Origin of the sequence: Caballeronia sp. NK8, from assembly GCF_018408855.1 — a bacterium.
Lineage (GTDB): Bacteria > Pseudomonadota > Gammaproteobacteria > Burkholderiales > Burkholderiaceae > Caballeronia.
Genome location: NZ_AP024323.1, coordinates 129934 through 145117, shown reverse-complemented (window position 1 = coordinate 145117; position 15184 = coordinate 129934). Strand labels below are relative to the sequence as shown.

The following is a 15184-nucleotide window of genomic DNA, read 5'->3' as shown; positions in this document are numbered from 1 at the left end:
CTTCCTTCTGTTCGTGGTTCGATTTATCCGACGAGCCGGTGATTCAGCCACGGCTGCTTCGCGAGCCGCTCGGCTTCGTATTGCCTGATCTTGTCCGCGTGACGCAGCGTGAGGCCGATATCGTCGAAGCCGTTCAGCAGACAGTACTTGCGAAAGCCCGGCACTTCGAACGCGTATTCCGTGCCGTCGCCCGTACGCACGACTTGCGCTTCGAGATCGATCGTCAGCTGGAAGCCGACGAACGCATAGGTCTCGTTGAACAGCTTGTCGACTTGCTGCTCCGTCAACACGACCGGCAGCAGGCCGTTCTTGAAGCAGTTGTTGTAGAAGATGTCCGCGAAACTCGGCGCGATGATCGCGCGAAAGCCATACTGGTCCAGCGCCCAGGGCGCGTGCTCACGCGAGCTGCCGCAACCGAAGTTCTTGCGCGTGAGCAGAACGGACGCGCCCTGATAGCGCGGCTGGTTCAGCACGAAGTCCGGATTGAGCGGACGCTTGCTGTTGTCCTGACCGGGCTGGCCGACATCGAGATAACGCCATTCGTCGAACGCATTCGGACCGAAGCCGGTTCGCTTGATCGACTTCAGGAACTGCTTCGGGATGATCGCGTCCGTGTCGACGTTCTCGCGATCCAGCGGCGCGACGAGGCCGCTATGCACAATGAATTTTTCCATGATCTTTTCTCTGTATCCCGGTTGATCACGCAAGCTTGCGCACGTCGACGAAGTGGCCTTCGATCGCGGCGGCGGCGGCCATCGCGGGGCTCACGAGGTGCGTGCGCCCGCCCGCGCCCTGACGGCCTTCGAAGTTGCGGTTCGACGTCGAGGCGCAGCGCTCGCCCGGATCGAGCCGGTCAGCGTTCATCGCGAGGCACATCGAGCAGCCCGGCTCGCGCCATTCGAAACCGGCGTTCGTGAAGATCTTGTCGAGGCCTTCGTGCTCGGCTTGCGCCTTCACGAGACCCGAGCCCGGCACGACCATCGCGAGACGGATGTTCGACGCGACGCGCTTGCCCAGCGACTTCACGACATACGCGGCCGCGCGCAAGTCTTCGATACGCGCATTGGTGCACGAGCCGATGAAAATCTTGTCCGGCTTGATGGATTCGATCGGCGTATTCGGTTGCAGCGCCATGTAGGTCAGCGCGCGCTCCATCGCGTCGCGCTTGACCGGGTCCTTTTCCTTCTCGGGATCGGGCACGCGGCCATCGATCGAGGTCACCATTTCCGGCGACGTGCCCCACGTCACTTGCGGCACGATTTCGGCGGCGTTCAGTTCGACGACGCGATCGAACTGCGCATCCGGGTCCGATTTGAACTGGCGCCAGTATTCGACCGCCTGATTCCACTCGACGCCATGCGGCGAGTACGGACGGTCCTTGAGGTAATTGATGGTGGTGTCGTCGACCGCGACCATGCCCGCGCGCGCGCCTGCTTCGATCGCCATGTTGCAGACGGTCATGCGGCCTTCCATCGACAGGGCGCGGATGGTCGAGCCGCCGAATTCGATGGCGTAACCCGTGCCGCCCGCCGTGCCGATCTTGCCGATGATCGCCAGCACGATGTCCTTCGCGGTGCAGCCGCGCGGCAGCGGGCCTTCGACCTTCACGAGCATGTTCTTGCTCTTCTTCTGCAGGAGCGTCTGCGTGGCGAGCACGTGCTCCACTTCCGACGTGCCGATGCCATGCGCGAGCGCGCCGAATGCGCCGTGCGTGGACGTGTGCGAGTCGCCGCAGACGATCGTCATGCCCGGCAGCGTCGCGCCCTGCTCCGGCCCGATGATGTGCACGATGCCCTGGCGCAGATCGTTCATCTTGAACTGCGTGATGCCGAAGGCGTCGCAGTTTTGATCGAGCGTATCGACCTGGAGCTTGGAGACCGGATCGGCGATGCCGTGCGAGCGGTCGGTGGTCGGCACGTTGTGGTCCGACACCGCCAGATTCGCGCTGATGCGCCACACCGGGCGCTCGGCCAGCTTCAGGCCCTCGAACGCCTGCGGGCTCGTCACTTCATGCAGCAGGTGACGATCGATGTAGAGGATCGAGGTGCCGTCCTCTTCCGTGTGGATCACGTGCGTGTTCCACAGTTTGTCGTAGAGAGTCTGTGCCATGGTGAGCGCTTTCGTATGTGACTGCGGGGGATGGGTTGACCACTTGTGAGTCGATTATGCCACCGTCAAGGGGCGCCCGGGTAGTACTAGGCTACGAAAAAAGCTAATAAAAACAGTGGTTTGCGTAGTGGCGACAGTACCCGGATAAAGACTACCCGGATGGGGGCGGTGGTCGAAAGGGCATCCCTTCGCACGACTCGCTTAGCCCATCCGGCTGACTGGTCTGCGCTGAAGCAGCCTCGTATGGTTGATTGACCGCCCGATGCTCGCGAGTCAGAACGGCTATTGACGCCATTTCCCTTCTGGTAATAACATTGTAATTACACGAACAACCATGATCGATCTCATGAAAACCACCATCCGGAAGATGGGCAACTCGCAAGGGGTGCTCATACCCAAGCCGTTTCTGGCGCAACTGGGTCTGGAGAACGAAGTAGAGATGAACGTCGAAGACGATGCTATCGTGCTGCGTCGACCCCGTAGCAGGGTCCGCGAAGGCTGGGCTGAGGCAAGCAGGTCGATTGCCGCGAGCGGGGATGACAAGCTGGTGATGGGTGAGTTCGCCAACGACGATGATTCGGAGCTCGAATGGTAGCGCGCGGCGACATCTGGCTTGTGGCGCTCGACCCGACCTTGGGCAGCGAGATTCAGAAAACTCGGCCCTGCGTGATTGTTTCTCCGCCGGAAATGCACGACCACTTGCGCACTGTCATCGTCGCGCCGATGACTTCGAAAGGCGCCTCGGCACCCTACCGTATTCCCGTTTCGTTCAAGCGAAAGGAAGGACTCGTCCTTCTGGATCAGATGCGCAGCGTGGACAGGATGCGGCTCGTCAGGAAAGAAGGCACCCTGGCCGGCAAGACGCTGTCAGACGCGCTGCGCACGCTACAAGAAGTGTTTGCCGTCTAGATTGGCCCACAAAAACAAAAAGCCCCGGCAGTCACCCGCCGGGGCCTTCACACCTACCTGAAGCCGTGAATCAGCTTACCGCTTCGCCAGCGGCTTCGCTTCACGCGCCGTCTGACCGATGAACAACTGACGCGGACGGCCAATCTTCTGCTCCGGATCCGCAATCATTTCGTTCCACTGCGCGATCCAGCCGACCGTACGCGCCATCGCGAAGATACACGTGAACATCGACGTCGGGATGCCCAGCGCGCGCTGCACGATGCCCGAGTAGAAGTCGACATTCGGATACAGCTTGCGCGACACGAAGTATTCGTCTTCCAGCGCGATCTTTTCGAGTTCCATCGCGAGCTTGAAGAGCGGGTCGTCGTGCAGGCCGAGTTCTTCGAGCACTTCGTGGCACGTCTCGCGCATCAGCTTCGCGCGCGGGTCGTAGTTCTTGTACACGCGGTGACCGAAGCCCATCAGCTTCACGCCCGAATTCTTGTCCTTCACCTGCTTGATGAACTCGGGAATGTTGTCGACCGAGCCGATCTCTTCCAGCATGTTCAGCGCGGCTTCGTTTGCGCCGCCGTGCGCCGGGCCCCACAGACACGCGATACCTGCCGCGATACACGCGAACGGGTTCGCGCCCGACGAACCGGCGAGACGCACGGTAGACGTCGACGCGTTCTGCTCGTGGTCCGCGTGCAGGATCAGGATGCGGTCGAGCGCGCGCACGAGCACGTCGTTGACCTTGTACTCTTCGCACGGGTTGGCGAACATCATGTGCATGAAGTTCGCGCTGTACGAGAGTTCGTTCTTTGGATACACGAACGGCTGGCCGATGCTGAACTTGTACGCCATCGCGACGAGCGTCGGCAGCTTCGCGATCATGCGAATGGCCGACACTTCACGGTGACGCGGATCGTTGATGTTCAGCGAGTCGTGATAGAACGCCGACAGCGCGCCCACCGCAGCCGTCAGCACGGCCATCGGATGCGCGTCGCGACGGAAGCCGCGGAAGAAGAAGTGCATCTGTTCGTGCACCATCGTGTGACGCGTGACCGTGTCCACGAATTCCTTGTTCTGCGCTTCGTTCGGCAGTTCGCCCTTCAGGAGCAGATAGCAGGTCTCGAGGAAGTCGGCGTTCACGGCCAACTGCTCGATCGGGTAGCCGCGATACAGCAGCTCGCCCTTGTCGCCGTCGATGTACGTGATCGCGGAGTTGCACGCCGCCGTCGACATGAAGCCCGGGTCATACGTGAACTTGCCGGTCTGACCGTACAACTTGCGGATGTCGATCACGTCCGGGCCCAACGTGCCCTTGTAGATCGGCATTTCGACGCTCGGCGAGTTGTCGCTGAACGATAGCGTGGCTTTAACATCTGACGGGGTCATAGCACATCCTCAATCGAAGTATGGATACAGGTTTTCGATAATTTGCACGACGGAAGCTGCGCGGCAAAACTGTTCGATCGGCCTGTGTGCATTGCAACAGGCGTATTTTGCAAAACTCCGCGAATTCCTGCTGGAATCACACGGTGCGCAGCGTTTCCAGCAAGCGGATCACGTCCGGCGTCGCGAGGTCGCCTTCAGGCTCCGTGCGCGCCAGCAGCAAGTCCATCAGTTCGTTGTCGCTCAGTTCCAGCAGACGGGTCAACGCGGCCACGTCGGCGTCACTGAGGTCATGCTCATATCGGCTGAAGAAACGCTCGAAGATCAGATCGTTTTCCAGCAGGCCGCGCCGCGCGCGCCAACGAAGGCGCGCCCGGCGAAGGGGATCGGACTGATGCGAGTTGTCTTGATTGTCGACCATCACATTGCCCACTCAGACAGCCCGCCGCACCATCAATTCCTTGATCTTGCCGATCGCCTTGGTCGGATTGAGCCCCTTGGGGCACACGTCGACGCAATTCATGATCGTATGGCAACGGAACAGACGATACGGATCTTCCAGGTTGTCGAGCCGTTCGCCCGTCGCCTGATCGCGGCTGTCCGCGATGAAGCGATAGGCTTGCAGCAGGCCCGCCGGTCCCACGAACTTGTCCGGGTTCCACCAGAAGCTCGGGCACGACGTCGAGCAGCTCGCGCACAGAATGCACTCGTAGAGACCATCGAGTTCATCGCGCTCCACCGGCGACTGCAGGCGCTCTTTCTCGGGCGGCGGCGTATCGTTGATCAGGTACGGCTTGATCGAATGATACTGGTTGAAGAACTGCGTGAAATCGCAGATCAGGTCGCGCACCACCGGCAGCCCCGGCAGCGGACGCAGCACGATCTTCTGCGGCAGTTCATTCAGGTTCGTCAGGCACGCGAGGCCGTTCTTGCCGTTGATGTTCATCGCGTCCGAACCGCACACGCCTTCACGGCACGAACGACGGAACGACAGCGTCTCATCCACCGACTTCAGCTTCACCAGCGCGTCCAGCAACATGCGCTCGTGCTCGAGTTCGAGCTCATAGGTCTGCATGCGCGGCGCCGCGTCCTTGTCCGGATCGTAGCGATAGACTTCAAAAATTCTCTTTGCCATTTCTCTATCCTCGTGCGCTTAGAAGGTACGCGCCTTCGGCGGCACCGATTCGACCGTCAGCGGCTTCATCTGCACCGGTTTGTAATCCAGCCGATCGCCCTCGCTGAACCACAGCGTGTGACGCATCCAGTTCTCGTCGTCGCGATGCTCGTAGTCGCTGTGCGCGTGCGCGCCACGGCTTTCCTTGCGCGCTTCGGCCGACACCATCGTCGCGCGCGCCACTTCGATCAGGTTCGCCAGCTCCAGCGCCTCGACCTTGGCCGTGTTGAACACCTTCGACTTGTCCTTCAGATGCACGTGCTTCACGCGCTCGGCCAGTTCCGCGATCTTGCCCACGCCCTCTTCCAGCAGCTTCGAGGTGCGGAACACGCCCGCGTGCGCCTGCATCGACGCGCGGATGTCGCCCGCGATGTCCTGCGTGTATTCGCCCGAGGTGGACTTCTCCAGCACCGCGAGACGTTCCATCGCGAAGTCGGCGGCATCGGCCGGCAAGGGCTTGTGCTCCTTCAGTTCCTTCGCGTGCTTGATGATGTGATTGCCCGCGGCGCGCCCGAACACCACCAGATCAAGCAGCGAGTTCGTGCCCAGACGGTTCGCGCCGTGCACCGAAACGCACGAACATTCGCCCACTGCGTAGAAACCGTTGACCGGATCGTCGTAGCCCTTCGCGGTGCCCACGACCTGACCATGCATGTTCGTCGGAATACCGCCCATCTGATAGTGGATGGTCGGCACCACCGGAATCGGCTCCTTGATGCAGTCGACGTTGGCGAACTTCAGCGCGATCTCGCGAATCGACGGCAGACGCTTCATGATCGTCTCCGCGCCGATGTGCGACAGGTCCAGCAGCACGTGATCCTTGTTCGGACCCACGCCGCGGCCTTCCTTGATCTCCTGGTCCATCGAGCGCGAAACGAAGTCGCGCGGCGCGAGATCCTTCAGCGTCGGCGCGTAGCGTTCCATGAAACGATCGCCGTTGGAGTTGCGCAGAATGCCGCCTTCGCCGCGCACGCCTTCGGTGATCAGCACGCCCGCGCCCGCCACGCCCGTCGGGTGGAACTGCCAGAACTCCATGTCCTGCAGCGCGATGCCCGAGCGCGCGGCCATGCCGAGGCCATCGCCCGTATTGATGAACGCATTCGTCGATGCCGCGAAGATACGGCCCGCGCCGCCCGTGGCGAACAGCGTGGTCTTGCCTTCGAGGATATAGACCTCGCCCGTTTCCATTTCGAGCGCGGTGACGCCGAGCACGTCGCCATCGGCGTCGCGGATCAGATCCAGCGCCATCCATTCGACGAAGAAGTGCGTTTTAGCCGCGACGTTCTGCTGATACAGCGTGTGCAGCAAGGCGTGGCCGGTACGGTCGGCAGCAGCGCAGGCGCGCTGCACCGGCTTCTCGCCGTAGTTCGCGGTGTGACCGCCGAACGGACGCTGATAGATCGTGCCATCGGCGTTGCGGTCGAACGGCATGCCCATGTGCTCGAGCTCGTACACCGCATTGGGCGCTTCACGGCACATGAACTCGATCGCATCCTGGTCGCCGAGCCAGTCGGAGCCCTTGATGGTGTCGTAGAAGTGATAGTGCCAGTTGTCCTCGCTCATGTTGCCAAGCGAAGCGCCGATGCCGCCTTGTGCAGCCACCGTATGCGAGCGCGTCGGAAACACCTTCGAGAGCACCGCGACGGAAAGCCCCGCGCGCGCGAGCTGCAGCGATGCGCGCATGCCTGATCCGCCCGCACCGACGATGACCACGTCAAAGCGACGACGCGGCAGGGAAGTCTTGATTGCAGCCATGTTCTTTACACTCTCCAGAGAATCTGTGCGGCGTAGCCGGCGCATCCGATCAGCCACAGGATGGTCAGCACCTGCAGCAGCAGGCGCACGCCCATGGGCTTCACGTAGTCCATCCAGATGTCGCGAATGCCGACCCACGCGTGATAGAAGAGGCAAAGCAGGGCCACGAAAGTCGCAAGCTTCATCCACTGGGTCGCGAAAATGCCGGCCCAGCCTTCATAGGAGAAGTTATGCGCGCCGAAGAACCAGAACAGCAGAATGACGGTATAGATGGCCATCACGACCGCGGTGACGCGTTGCGCGAGCCAGTCGCGCAGACCGTAGTGGGCGCCGACGACCAGGCGCTTCGGACCAACTCGATTTTGCGTTGCCATGTTTAGAACACTCCGAAGATCTTGAGAGCCATCGCGAGCGTGAGCAACAGCGAAACGATCAGCACGATGAGCGCGGTCTGCCTGCCGCCTTCCTTGTTCACCGCGACGTGGGTGTCGAGCAGCAAAAAGCGAATGCCCGCGCAGAAGTGATGCAGATACGCCCACGACAGCACGAGCGTGATGATCTTGACGATGGGGTTGGCGAGAAAGCCCTTGAACGCGTCGAAGGAGATTTCCGACGTGAGGCTCTGATCGAGCAGATACAGGATGAACGGCAGACACACGAAGAGCAGCAGGCCGCTCACGCGATGCAGGATGGATACCTTTCCTGCCAGCGGCAAGCGATACTTCGCGAGTTGGCCGATTCCGATGTTCCGGTACTCGGGCCTTGGTTTTTTTACGGCTTCAGCCATGTTAGACCCCAACTTGTTAATACACTAATCCGCGATTTTAGCGCCTTTTTATTTCGCGCTGCAGCGAAAAGCCGTCGAAGAGACTCTTGCTCAGTACGCGAAAATGGCCTTCCTGACGTGCGCATTCCGCGCGAACTCAGCCAGTGCGCGCGACCCCGTCTTCATTCGTTCAACTCAAGTCGTTCTGATAGAAATAACCGGTCGTGACATACCAGCCGCGCCGAACTTCGACCGGGCGATCGCCATACGTATAGGACACGCGCTCCACCGATAAAAGCGGGAAGCCCTGCGCGACATCGAGGAACTGCGCGACGGTCTCGTCGGCGGCGACAGCGCGAATCTTTTCCGTCGCGCGAATCATGCGCGTGCCGAACTCGGTCTCGAACATCGCGTAGAGCGGACCTTTGTATTCCGCGAGACGCTCGGCCGTGAGGCCGCGAAAAACCGCGCCGGGCAGCCAGATTTCGTCGAATACGGTCGTTACGCCATCAAACTGCAACAAGCGCTTGATAAGAACGACAGGATCGGCGGGCTTCAGATCCAGTTGGCGCGCGATCTCGGCGGGCGCGCGCAGCCGCCTGCATTCGAGCAGACGGCTCACATGGGGATGAACGTCGCCATCGTCGGGCAAAAGGCGCAGGAAGCGGAACTGCACGCGGTCTTCGTTGTGCGTCGCAACGAACGTGCCCTTGCCCTGGCGGCGAACAAGAAGATTGTCGGCGGCGAGCTCGTCGATCGCCTTGCGAACGGTGCCCTGACTCACCTTGTAGCGCGCGGCCAGCTCGACCTCGCTCGGGATGATCTCGCCGGGCTTCCACTCGCCGGACTCGAGTCCCTGCGTGATGAGCGCCTTGATCTGCTGATACAGTGGGCTGAACGTCGGCGACGGCGTGCTCGCGGCCTCAGCCGCCGGTGCAGTGCCGTTGGGGGTCGTCGTGCTCGCCGGGTTGGAATTCATGCCGCGCATTTCAACACAAGGGCCGCCACGCGTCCAGAGTTTTCCCGCAGATTCCTATGTCTTATATAAGACATAAGATAGTGTTGACTTTACCTTCCGGCAATCCTACACTCCTTGGCGAGCAAGGGTTTGCGGGTCGTTGCGAGAGCGCAGGAACCGCCGGTCAGCGTGTTTTCGGCCTCGGGAACATCTCGGGTCGCGGCAGCCACGCATCGCGCACCATACCGCCAGGCACGCCCTTTCGCTTTCGCCTCACGCCGATCGGCCATTCGATTCGCGCCCCGCTGCCTGCCCCATGCCTCGCAACGTCAAGCGCCGTCCCGAATGGGCGCGTTGCCGTCAGACTCGAGCGAAATCCCCGCGTCCTTCCTGAACAACTCCGCACGCCTCGCGCTCGAAGAAGGATTCATGACATGGCAGTCACGCCCGCTCATTCATTTACGCGGCGCGAATCCACGAACGAACGCGCGCAACGCCAGGTGGCGCCCGCTTTCGATGATTCGCGCACGGCATGGCCGGCATGTCTTCATCAACGCTTTGCGTAACGCGCATAAAATGGCGTTTTCCCTAGCGTTCCACGCATCGTCCAGGAGAGTTCTCAATGGCTAAGTCCGCAAAGCGCGTTGCCGTCACCGGCGCCGCAGGTCAAATCGGCTACTCGCTGCTGTTCCGCATCGCCAACGGCGATCTGCTCGGCAAAGACCAGCCCGTGATTCTTCAGTTGCTCGATCTGCCGCAAGCGCAAGGCGCCGTGAAGGGCGTCGTGATGGAACTGGAAGACTGCGCCTTCCCGCTGCTCGCCGGCGTGGTCGTCACGGACGATCCCAAGGTCGCGTTCAAGGATGCCGACGTCGCGCTGCTCGTCGGTGCGCGTCCGCGTTCGAAGGGCATGGAGCGCAAGGACCTGCTGTCGGCGAACGCCGAGATCTTCACGGTCCAGGGCAAGGCGCTGAACGATGTCGCGAGCCGCGACGTCAAGGTGCTGGTCGTCGGCAACCCGGCGAACACGAACGCGTACATCGCGATGAAGTCGGCGCCGGATCTGCCGAAGAAGAACTTCACCGCCATGCTGCGTCTGGACCACAACCGCGCGCTGTCGCAACTGGCTGCCAAGTCGGGCAAGCCGGTCGCGTCGATCGAAAAGCTCGCCGTGTGGGGCAACCACTCGCCGACGATGTACCCGGACTTCCGCTTCGCGACCGCCGAAGGCCAGGACCTCACGAAGCTCATCAGCGACGACGAATGGAACCGCAACACCTTCATCCCGACCGTCGGCAAGCGCGGCGCTGCGATCATCGAAGCGCGCGGCCTGTCGTCGGCGGCATCGGCGGCCAACGCGGCCATCGATCACGTGCGTGACTGGGTGCTCGGCACGAACGGCAAGTGGGTCACGATGGGCATTCCGTCGGACGGCACGTACGGCATTCCGGAAGACATCATCTACGGCGTGCCCGTCACGTGCGAAAACGGCGAGTACAAGCGCGTCGAAGGCCTGGAAATCGACGCGTTCTCGCGCGAGAAGATGGACGGCACGCTCAACGAGCTGCTCGAAGAGCGTGACGGCGTCGCGCATCTGCTCGGCAAGTAAGCACGTCGTTTGAAAGGGAAGCGCGAGCGGCGCTTCCCGTCAGCGCGAACGCCCGAGCGCGTTCGCGCCTGATCCGATCGCGCTTGAAGATCCGCCTGAGGATCTTTCGAGCGCGGCCGAATCAGAAGCATGAGCCAAGTTCGAATTCACTTCCCCAACTCGGACCCGACGCCGACAATGCGCGCTCTCACTCCCGCCGAAGTGCTGTTTGACGGCGAACCGCAACCCGCCGTGCTTCCGCCCTGCGATCACTACGCCGGCAGCGAGAAGCTGATGAAGAAATCGCTGGCGTTGCAGGCGCAACTCGGCCCGGTATTCGACATCACGCTCGATTGCGAAGACGGTGCGCAGGTCGGTCATGAGGTCGAGCACGCGGAGCTGGTCGCATCGTTCGTGGGTGGCGACGAAGACCGTTTCGGGCGAGTCGGCGTGCGTATCCACGACTTTCATCATCGCGCGTGGCGCGACGACGTGCGCATCATCCTGCGCCACGCGAAGCAGGCGCCCGCCTTCATCATGCTGCCGAAGATCCGCAGCGTCTTCGATGCCGCCGAGATGGTGGCTTTCATCGAAGCCTCGCGCTGTGAGTTCGGCATTCAGAAGCCCGTTCCCTGTCATCTGCTGATCGAGACGCACGGCGCGCTCGCGGAAGCGTTCGAACTCGCCGCGCTGCCCGGTGTCGAATCGCTGAGTTTCGGCCTGATGGATTTCGTCTCGGCGCACAACGGCGCGATTCCCGATACCGCGATGCGCTCGCCCGGCCAGTTCGAGCACCCGCTCGTGCGGCGCGCGAAGCTCGAGATCGCGGCTGCGTGTCACGCGCACGGCAAGGTGCCGTCGCACAATGTGTCGACGGAAGTGCGCGACATGAGCATCGTCGCGAACGATGCCGCGCGCGCCCGCAACGAATTCGGCTACACGCGCATGTGGAGCATCCATCCGGACCAGATCAGGCCGATCGTCGAGGCCTTCTCGCCGCGCGCGGAGGAAATCGCGCTCGCCGCCGCGATCCTGCTCGAAGCGCAACGCGCGCAGTGGGGCCCGACGCGTCACGGCGACACGCTGCACGACCGCGCGAGTTATCGCTATTACTGGTCGGTGCTGCGCCGCGCGCGCGCAACCGGCCAGACGATGCCCGACGATTGCGCGCCGCTCTTCGCCGCGCCGGCTTCAGAGGCATGAGCACGAGCGCGTTCTTCAAGCACAACAAGTAACGCCGCATTGCGCGCGTACGTAAGGAGACTGGAGAGCATGACCGATACCGCATCGACCGACGCACCCGCAACCGGCGCATTCAAGCCGAAGAAATCCGTCGCGCTGTCCGGCGTGACCGCGGGCAATACCGCGCTGTGCACGGTCGGCAAGACCGGCAATGACCTGCACTATCGCGGCTATGACATTCTCGATGTCGCGACCACTTCCGAATTCGAAGAAATCGCGCATCTGCTCGTGCACGGCAAGCTGCCCAACGCTGCCGAACTGAAAGCGTACAAGACGAAGCTGAAGGCGTTGCGCGGCCTGCCCGCGAACCTCAAGGCCGCGCTGGAATGGATTCCCGCGTCCGCGCATCCGATGGACGTGATGCGTACCGGCGTGTCCGTGCTCGGCACGCTGCTGCCGGAGAAGGACGATCACAACGTGCCGGGCGCGAAGGACATCGCCGATCGCCTGATGGCCTCGCTCGGTTCGATGCTGCTCTACTGGTATCACTATTCGCACAACGGCAAACGCATCGAAGTCGAAACCGACGACGATTCCATCGGCGGACACTTTCTGCATCTGCTGCATGGCGTGGCGCCCTCGAAGTCGTGGGTCGATGCGATGCATGTGTCGCTCAACCTGTATGCCGAGCACGAATTCAATGCGTCGACGTTCACCGCGCGCGTGATCGCGGGCACGGGTTCGGACATGTATTCGGCGATCACCGGCGCCATCGGCGCGCTGCGCGGTCCGAAGCATGGCGGCGCGAACGAAGTCGCGTTCGAAATCCAGTCGCGCTATCAGACGCCCGACGAAGCGGAAAGCGACATCAAGCGGCGCGTCGAAAACAAGGAAGTGGTCATCGGCTTCGGCCACCCCGTGTACACGATCTCCGATCCGCGCAACAAGGTCATCAAGGAAGTCGCGAAGAAGCTGTCGAAGGAAGCCGGCGACACGAAGCTTTTCGACATCGCCGAGCGGCTCGAATCGGTGATGTGGGACGCGAAGAAAATGTTCCCGAACCTCGACTGGTTCAGCGCGGTCTCGTATCACATGATGGGCGTGCCCACGGCCATGTTCACGCCGCTGTTCGTGATCTCGCGCACCTCGGGATGGGCGGCGCACATCATCGAGCAACGCATCGACAACAAGATCATTCGGCCCAGTGCGAATTACACCGGACCGGAGAATTTGAAGTTCCTCCCGATAAATAAGCGAAAATAGAGGGCTGCGCGATCGGATTCGATATGAACGACAATCCACGCCGCGCTGCACTCTGTTTTCAACCCCAATGTTTTTGAAAGGTTTTTCGATGAATAAACTTCTGATCGCTGCAATCGCCGGCACGCTGGCAACGACGAGCGTCTTCGTCAGCGTCGACGCCTTCGCTGCGACGACGACCGACGCGAGCAAGGCCAAGGCCACGTCCACGGCCAAGCGACCCGCACCGGCTCGCCGCCTGATCAAGCGCAGCCCCAAGGCCGAAGCGGCCGCGGCGGCCAAGGTCGATCCGATCCCCGAAGGTGCAGTGAAGTGGTCGTGCAAGGACGGCAATACTTTCTATCTGAAAGGCGACATGAAGCGTGACACCATCGTCACGGTGAACTGGGCCAAGAAGGACTACAAGCTGCCGCGTCAGGACACGACGACCGGCGCCGACCGTTTCCACGATTCGGCGACGGGCATGGATCTCGTCGTGATCCCGTCGAAAGCGATGTTGTTCTCGGACAAAGACTCGTCGCGCCTGGCCGACGAGTGCGTGACGCCGGAAATGGCTGCGGGCGGTGCCGCCCCCACGCAGTCTGAAGCGCTGATCAAGAACGTGAACTAACTCAGGCAGCATTTACATCAGGAATCCCTCGATGTCCGCACCGACCTCCAACATCCGGCCTGATCCGGACAAGGTACTCGTCGAGATAGTCGACTACGTGCTGACCTGGCGTGTCGACAGTGCGCTTGCGCTCGAAACGGCGCGCAACTGCCTGATCGACACGCTCGGTTGCGGACTCGAAGCCCTCTCCTACCCCGCCTGCACCAAGCTGATGGGACCGATCGTGCCCGGCACGATCGTCCCCAACGGCGCGAAAGTGCCCGGCACGCAATTCCAGCTCGACCCGGTTCAGGCCGCGTTCAACATCGGCGCGATGATCCGCTGGCTCGACTTCAACGACACCTGGCTCGCCGCCGAATGGGGCCATCCGTCGGATAACCTCGGCGGCATTCTGGCTACCGCCGACTGGCTTTCGCGTAACGCGATCGCCTCGGGCAAGCAGCCGCTCGACATGAAAGACGTCCTGATCGCGATGATCAAGGCGCACGAAATTCAAGGCTGCATCGCGCTCGAAAACTCGTTCAACAAGGTCGGTCTCGATCATGTGCTGCTCGTGAAACTGGCTTCCACGGCAGTCGTCGGGCAGATGATCGGCCTCACGCGCGACGAGCTCATCAACGCTGTTTCCCTGGCCTTCGTCGATGGCCATTCGCTGCGCACGTATCGTCATGCGCCGAATACGGGCTCGCGCAAGTCGTGGGCCGCGGGCGACGCCACCTCGCGCGCGGTGCGTCTCGCGCTGATCGCGAAGACCGGCGAGATGGGCTATCCGTCCGTTCTGACCGCCAAAACGTGGGGCTTTTACGATGTGCTCTTCAAGGGCAACGCCTTCACGTTCGAGCGTCCGTACGGCTCGTACGTGATGGAGAACGTGCTGTTCAAGATCGCGTTCCCTGCCGAATTCCACGCGCAGACCGCGGTCGAAGCCGCGATGACTTTGCACGGCAAGCTCAAGGAAACCGGCAAGTCCGTCGATGACATCAGGCGTATCACGATCCGCACGCACGAAGCGGCGATTCGCATCATCGACAAGAAGGGGCCGCTCAACAACCCGGCGGACCGCGATCACTGCATTCAGTACATGATCGCCGTGCCGCTGATTCACGGCCGCCTCACCGCTCCCGATTACGAAGACGCCATCGCGCAGGACCCGCGCATCGACACGCTGCGCGCGAAGATGGAATGCGTGGAAGACCCGCAATACACGAAGGATTATCACGACCCGGAGAAGCGCTCGATCGCGAACGCGTTGACCGTCGAATTCAGCGACGGCACGAAACTCGATGAAATCGCGGTCGAGTATCCGATCGGTCACAAGCGCCGCCGCGCGGACGGCATACCTCTGCTCGTCGAGAAGTTCAGGACGAACCTCGCGCGCCGTTTTCCGCAGAAGCAACAGCAAGCGATCCTCGCGGCATCGCTCGATCAGGCAACGCTCGAAGCGATGCCGGTCAATGAATACGTCGATCTGTATGTGATTTAGCCTGACAGCAACCAGA

At 61.7% G+C, this 15184-nt stretch carries 16 protein-coding genes; 7 read left to right on the top strand and 9 right to left on the bottom strand.

The window, feature by feature from the left end; translation table 11 throughout:
• Nucleotides 1-23 precede the first annotated feature (23 nt).
• Together leuD and leuC are read right to left on the bottom strand one after the other, a co-directional pair.
• A complete protein-coding gene (gene leuD, locus NK8_RS15300) occupies nt 24-674 on the bottom strand; it encodes a 3-isopropylmalate dehydratase small subunit (protein ID WP_062255134.1) in 651 nt (216 codons plus the stop codon).
• 25 nt (nt 675-699) lie between these two features.
• Nucleotides 700-2109: a 3-isopropylmalate dehydratase large subunit gene (gene leuC, locus NK8_RS15295; protein WP_162066997.1), complete on the bottom strand. Its 1410-nt coding sequence runs from the start codon at nt 2107-2109 to the stop codon at nt 700-702.
• A gap of 346 nt (nt 2110-2455) precedes the next feature.
• On the opposite strand from leuC, the gene NK8_RS15290 reads away from it, so the two are divergent.
• Together NK8_RS15290 and NK8_RS15285 are read left to right on the top strand one after the other, a co-directional pair.
• The gene (locus NK8_RS15290; RefSeq protein WP_213230373.1) at nt 2456-2704 is read left to right on the top strand and encodes an AbrB/MazE/SpoVT family DNA-binding domain-containing protein; all 249 of its coding nucleotides are present in this window, start codon (nt 2456-2458) and stop codon (nt 2702-2704) included.
• Nucleotides 2698-3018, top strand: a complete 321-nt coding sequence (locus NK8_RS15285) for a type II toxin-antitoxin system PemK/MazF family toxin (RefSeq protein ID WP_162066996.1) — start codon at nt 2698-2700, stop codon at nt 3016-3018. Before NK8_RS15290 ends, NK8_RS15285 begins: the two co-directional genes overlap by 7 nt.
• Nucleotides 3019-3093: 75 nt before the next feature.
• Here the strand turns inward: NK8_RS15285 and gltA are convergent, their stop codons facing one another.
• The 7 genes from gltA to NK8_RS15250 all read right to left on the bottom strand — a co-directional run bounded on the left by gltA (nt 3094) and on the right by NK8_RS15250 (nt 9075).
• Nucleotides 3094-4395 (bottom strand): citrate synthase, encoded by a 1302-nt coding sequence (gene gltA / locus NK8_RS15280; RefSeq protein WP_162066995.1) that lies wholly within the window; start codon nt 4393-4395, stop codon nt 3094-3096.
• A gap of 136 nt (nt 4396-4531) precedes the next feature.
• On the bottom strand, nt 4532-4813 hold the full coding sequence (locus NK8_RS15275; protein WP_162066994.1) for a succinate dehydrogenase assembly factor 2: 282 nt from the start codon (nt 4811-4813) through the stop codon (nt 4532-4534).
• A gap of 12 nt (nt 4814-4825) precedes the next feature.
• Nucleotides 4826-5527 carry a succinate dehydrogenase iron-sulfur subunit gene (locus NK8_RS15270; RefSeq protein WP_061180598.1) on the bottom strand — a complete coding sequence of 234 codons (702 nt, stop codon included), beginning with the start codon at nt 5525-5527 and terminating at the stop codon, nt 4826-4828.
• Between the two features lie 18 nt (nt 5528-5545).
• Nucleotides 5546-7321 (bottom strand): succinate dehydrogenase flavoprotein subunit, encoded by a 1776-nt coding sequence (gene sdhA, locus NK8_RS15265; protein ID WP_162066992.1) that lies wholly within the window; start codon nt 7319-7321, stop codon nt 5546-5548.
• Nucleotides 7322-7326: 5 nt separating this feature from the next.
• The gene (sdhD, locus tag NK8_RS15260) at nt 7327-7695 is read right to left on the bottom strand and encodes a succinate dehydrogenase, hydrophobic membrane anchor protein (RefSeq protein ID WP_061180612.1); all 369 of its coding nucleotides are present in this window, start codon (nt 7693-7695) and stop codon (nt 7327-7329) included.
• Nucleotides 7696-7697: 2 nt separating this feature from the next.
• Nucleotides 7698-8108 (bottom strand): succinate dehydrogenase, cytochrome b556 subunit, encoded by a 411-nt coding sequence (gene sdhC / locus NK8_RS15255; RefSeq protein ID WP_062256792.1) that lies wholly within the window; start codon nt 8106-8108, stop codon nt 7698-7700.
• 169 nt (nt 8109-8277) lie between these two features.
• Nucleotides 8278-9075: a GntR family transcriptional regulator gene (locus NK8_RS15250; RefSeq protein WP_033536962.1), complete on the bottom strand. Its 798-nt coding sequence runs from the start codon at nt 9073-9075 to the stop codon at nt 8278-8280.
• A gap of 592 nt (nt 9076-9667) precedes the next feature.
• Here NK8_RS15250 and NK8_RS15245 point away from each other — a divergent pair.
• The 5 genes from NK8_RS15245 (at nt 9668) to NK8_RS15225 (ending at nt 15168) form a co-directional block, all read left to right on the top strand.
• On the top strand, nt 9668-10654 hold the full coding sequence (locus NK8_RS15245) for a malate dehydrogenase (protein ID WP_162066991.1): 987 nt from the start codon (nt 9668-9670) through the stop codon (nt 10652-10654).
• Nucleotides 10655-10831: 177 nt separating this feature from the next.
• Nucleotides 10832-11836 carry a CoA ester lyase gene (locus NK8_RS15240; protein ID WP_213230372.1) on the top strand — a complete coding sequence of 335 codons (1005 nt, stop codon included), beginning with the start codon at nt 10832-10834 and terminating at the stop codon, nt 11834-11836.
• Nucleotides 11837-11905: 69 nt separating this feature from the next.
• Nucleotides 11906-13078 carry a 2-methylcitrate synthase gene (prpC, locus tag NK8_RS15235; RefSeq protein WP_213229742.1) on the top strand — a complete coding sequence of 391 codons (1173 nt, stop codon included), beginning with the start codon at nt 11906-11908 and terminating at the stop codon, nt 13076-13078.
• Between the two features lie 88 nt (nt 13079-13166).
• Nucleotides 13167-13685 carry a hypothetical protein gene (locus tag NK8_RS15230; protein ID WP_162068191.1) on the top strand — a complete coding sequence of 173 codons (519 nt, stop codon included), beginning with the start codon at nt 13167-13169 and terminating at the stop codon, nt 13683-13685.
• Nucleotides 13686-13716: 31 nt separating this feature from the next.
• On the top strand, nt 13717-15168 hold the full coding sequence (locus tag NK8_RS15225; protein WP_213229740.1) for a bifunctional 2-methylcitrate dehydratase/aconitate hydratase: 1452 nt from the start codon (nt 13717-13719) through the stop codon (nt 15166-15168).
• Nucleotides 15169-15184 lie beyond the last annotated feature (16 nt).

What these genes read in the sequence shown, in the direction of transcription:
- leuD (WP_062255134.1), bottom strand. Translation starts at nt 674, where the DNA reads ATGGAAAAATTCATTGTGCATAGCGGCCTCGTCGCGCCGCTGGATCGC.
- NK8_RS15245 (WP_162066991.1), top strand. Translation starts at nt 9,668, where the DNA reads ATGGCTAAGTCCGCAAAGCGCGTTGCCGTCACCGGCGCCGCAGGTCAA.
- NK8_RS15240 (WP_213230372.1), top strand. Translation starts at nt 10,832, where the DNA reads ATGCGCGCTCTCACTCCCGCCGAAGTGCTGTTTGACGGCGAACCGCAA.
- NK8_RS15285 (WP_162066996.1), top strand. Translation starts at nt 2,698, where the DNA reads ATGGTAGCGCGCGGCGACATCTGGCTTGTGGCGCTCGACCCGACCTTG.
- prpC (WP_213229742.1), top strand. Translation starts at nt 11,906, where the DNA reads ATGACCGATACCGCATCGACCGACGCACCCGCAACCGGCGCATTCAAG.
- sdhC (WP_062256792.1), bottom strand. Translation starts at nt 8,108, where the DNA reads ATGGCTGAAGCCGTAAAAAAACCAAGGCCCGAGTACCGGAACATCGGA.
- NK8_RS15250 (WP_033536962.1), bottom strand. Translation starts at nt 9,075, where the DNA reads ATGCGCGGCATGAATTCCAACCCGGCGAGCACGACGACCCCCAACGGC.
- NK8_RS15225 (WP_213229740.1), top strand. Translation starts at nt 13,717, where the DNA reads ATGTCCGCACCGACCTCCAACATCCGGCCTGATCCGGACAAGGTACTC.
- NK8_RS15275 (WP_162066994.1), bottom strand. Translation starts at nt 4,813, where the DNA reads ATGGTCGACAATCAAGACAACTCGCATCAGTCCGATCCCCTTCGCCGG.
- leuC (WP_162066997.1), bottom strand. Translation starts at nt 2,109, where the DNA reads ATGGCACAGACTCTCTACGACAAACTGTGGAACACGCACGTGATCCAC.
- sdhA (WP_162066992.1), bottom strand. Translation starts at nt 7,321, where the DNA reads ATGGCTGCAATCAAGACTTCCCTGCCGCGTCGTCGCTTTGACGTGGTC.
- sdhD (WP_061180612.1), bottom strand. Translation starts at nt 7,695, where the DNA reads ATGGCAACGCAAAATCGAGTTGGTCCGAAGCGCCTGGTCGTCGGCGCC.
- NK8_RS15270 (WP_061180598.1), bottom strand. Translation starts at nt 5,527, where the DNA reads ATGGCAAAGAGAATTTTTGAAGTCTATCGCTACGATCCGGACAAGGAC.
- NK8_RS15230 (WP_162068191.1), top strand. Translation starts at nt 13,167, where the DNA reads ATGAATAAACTTCTGATCGCTGCAATCGCCGGCACGCTGGCAACGACG.
- NK8_RS15290 (WP_213230373.1), top strand. Translation starts at nt 2,456, where the DNA reads ATGAAAACCACCATCCGGAAGATGGGCAACTCGCAAGGGGTGCTCATA.
- gltA (WP_162066995.1), bottom strand. Translation starts at nt 4,395, where the DNA reads ATGACCCCGTCAGATGTTAAAGCCACGCTATCGTTCAGCGACAACTCG.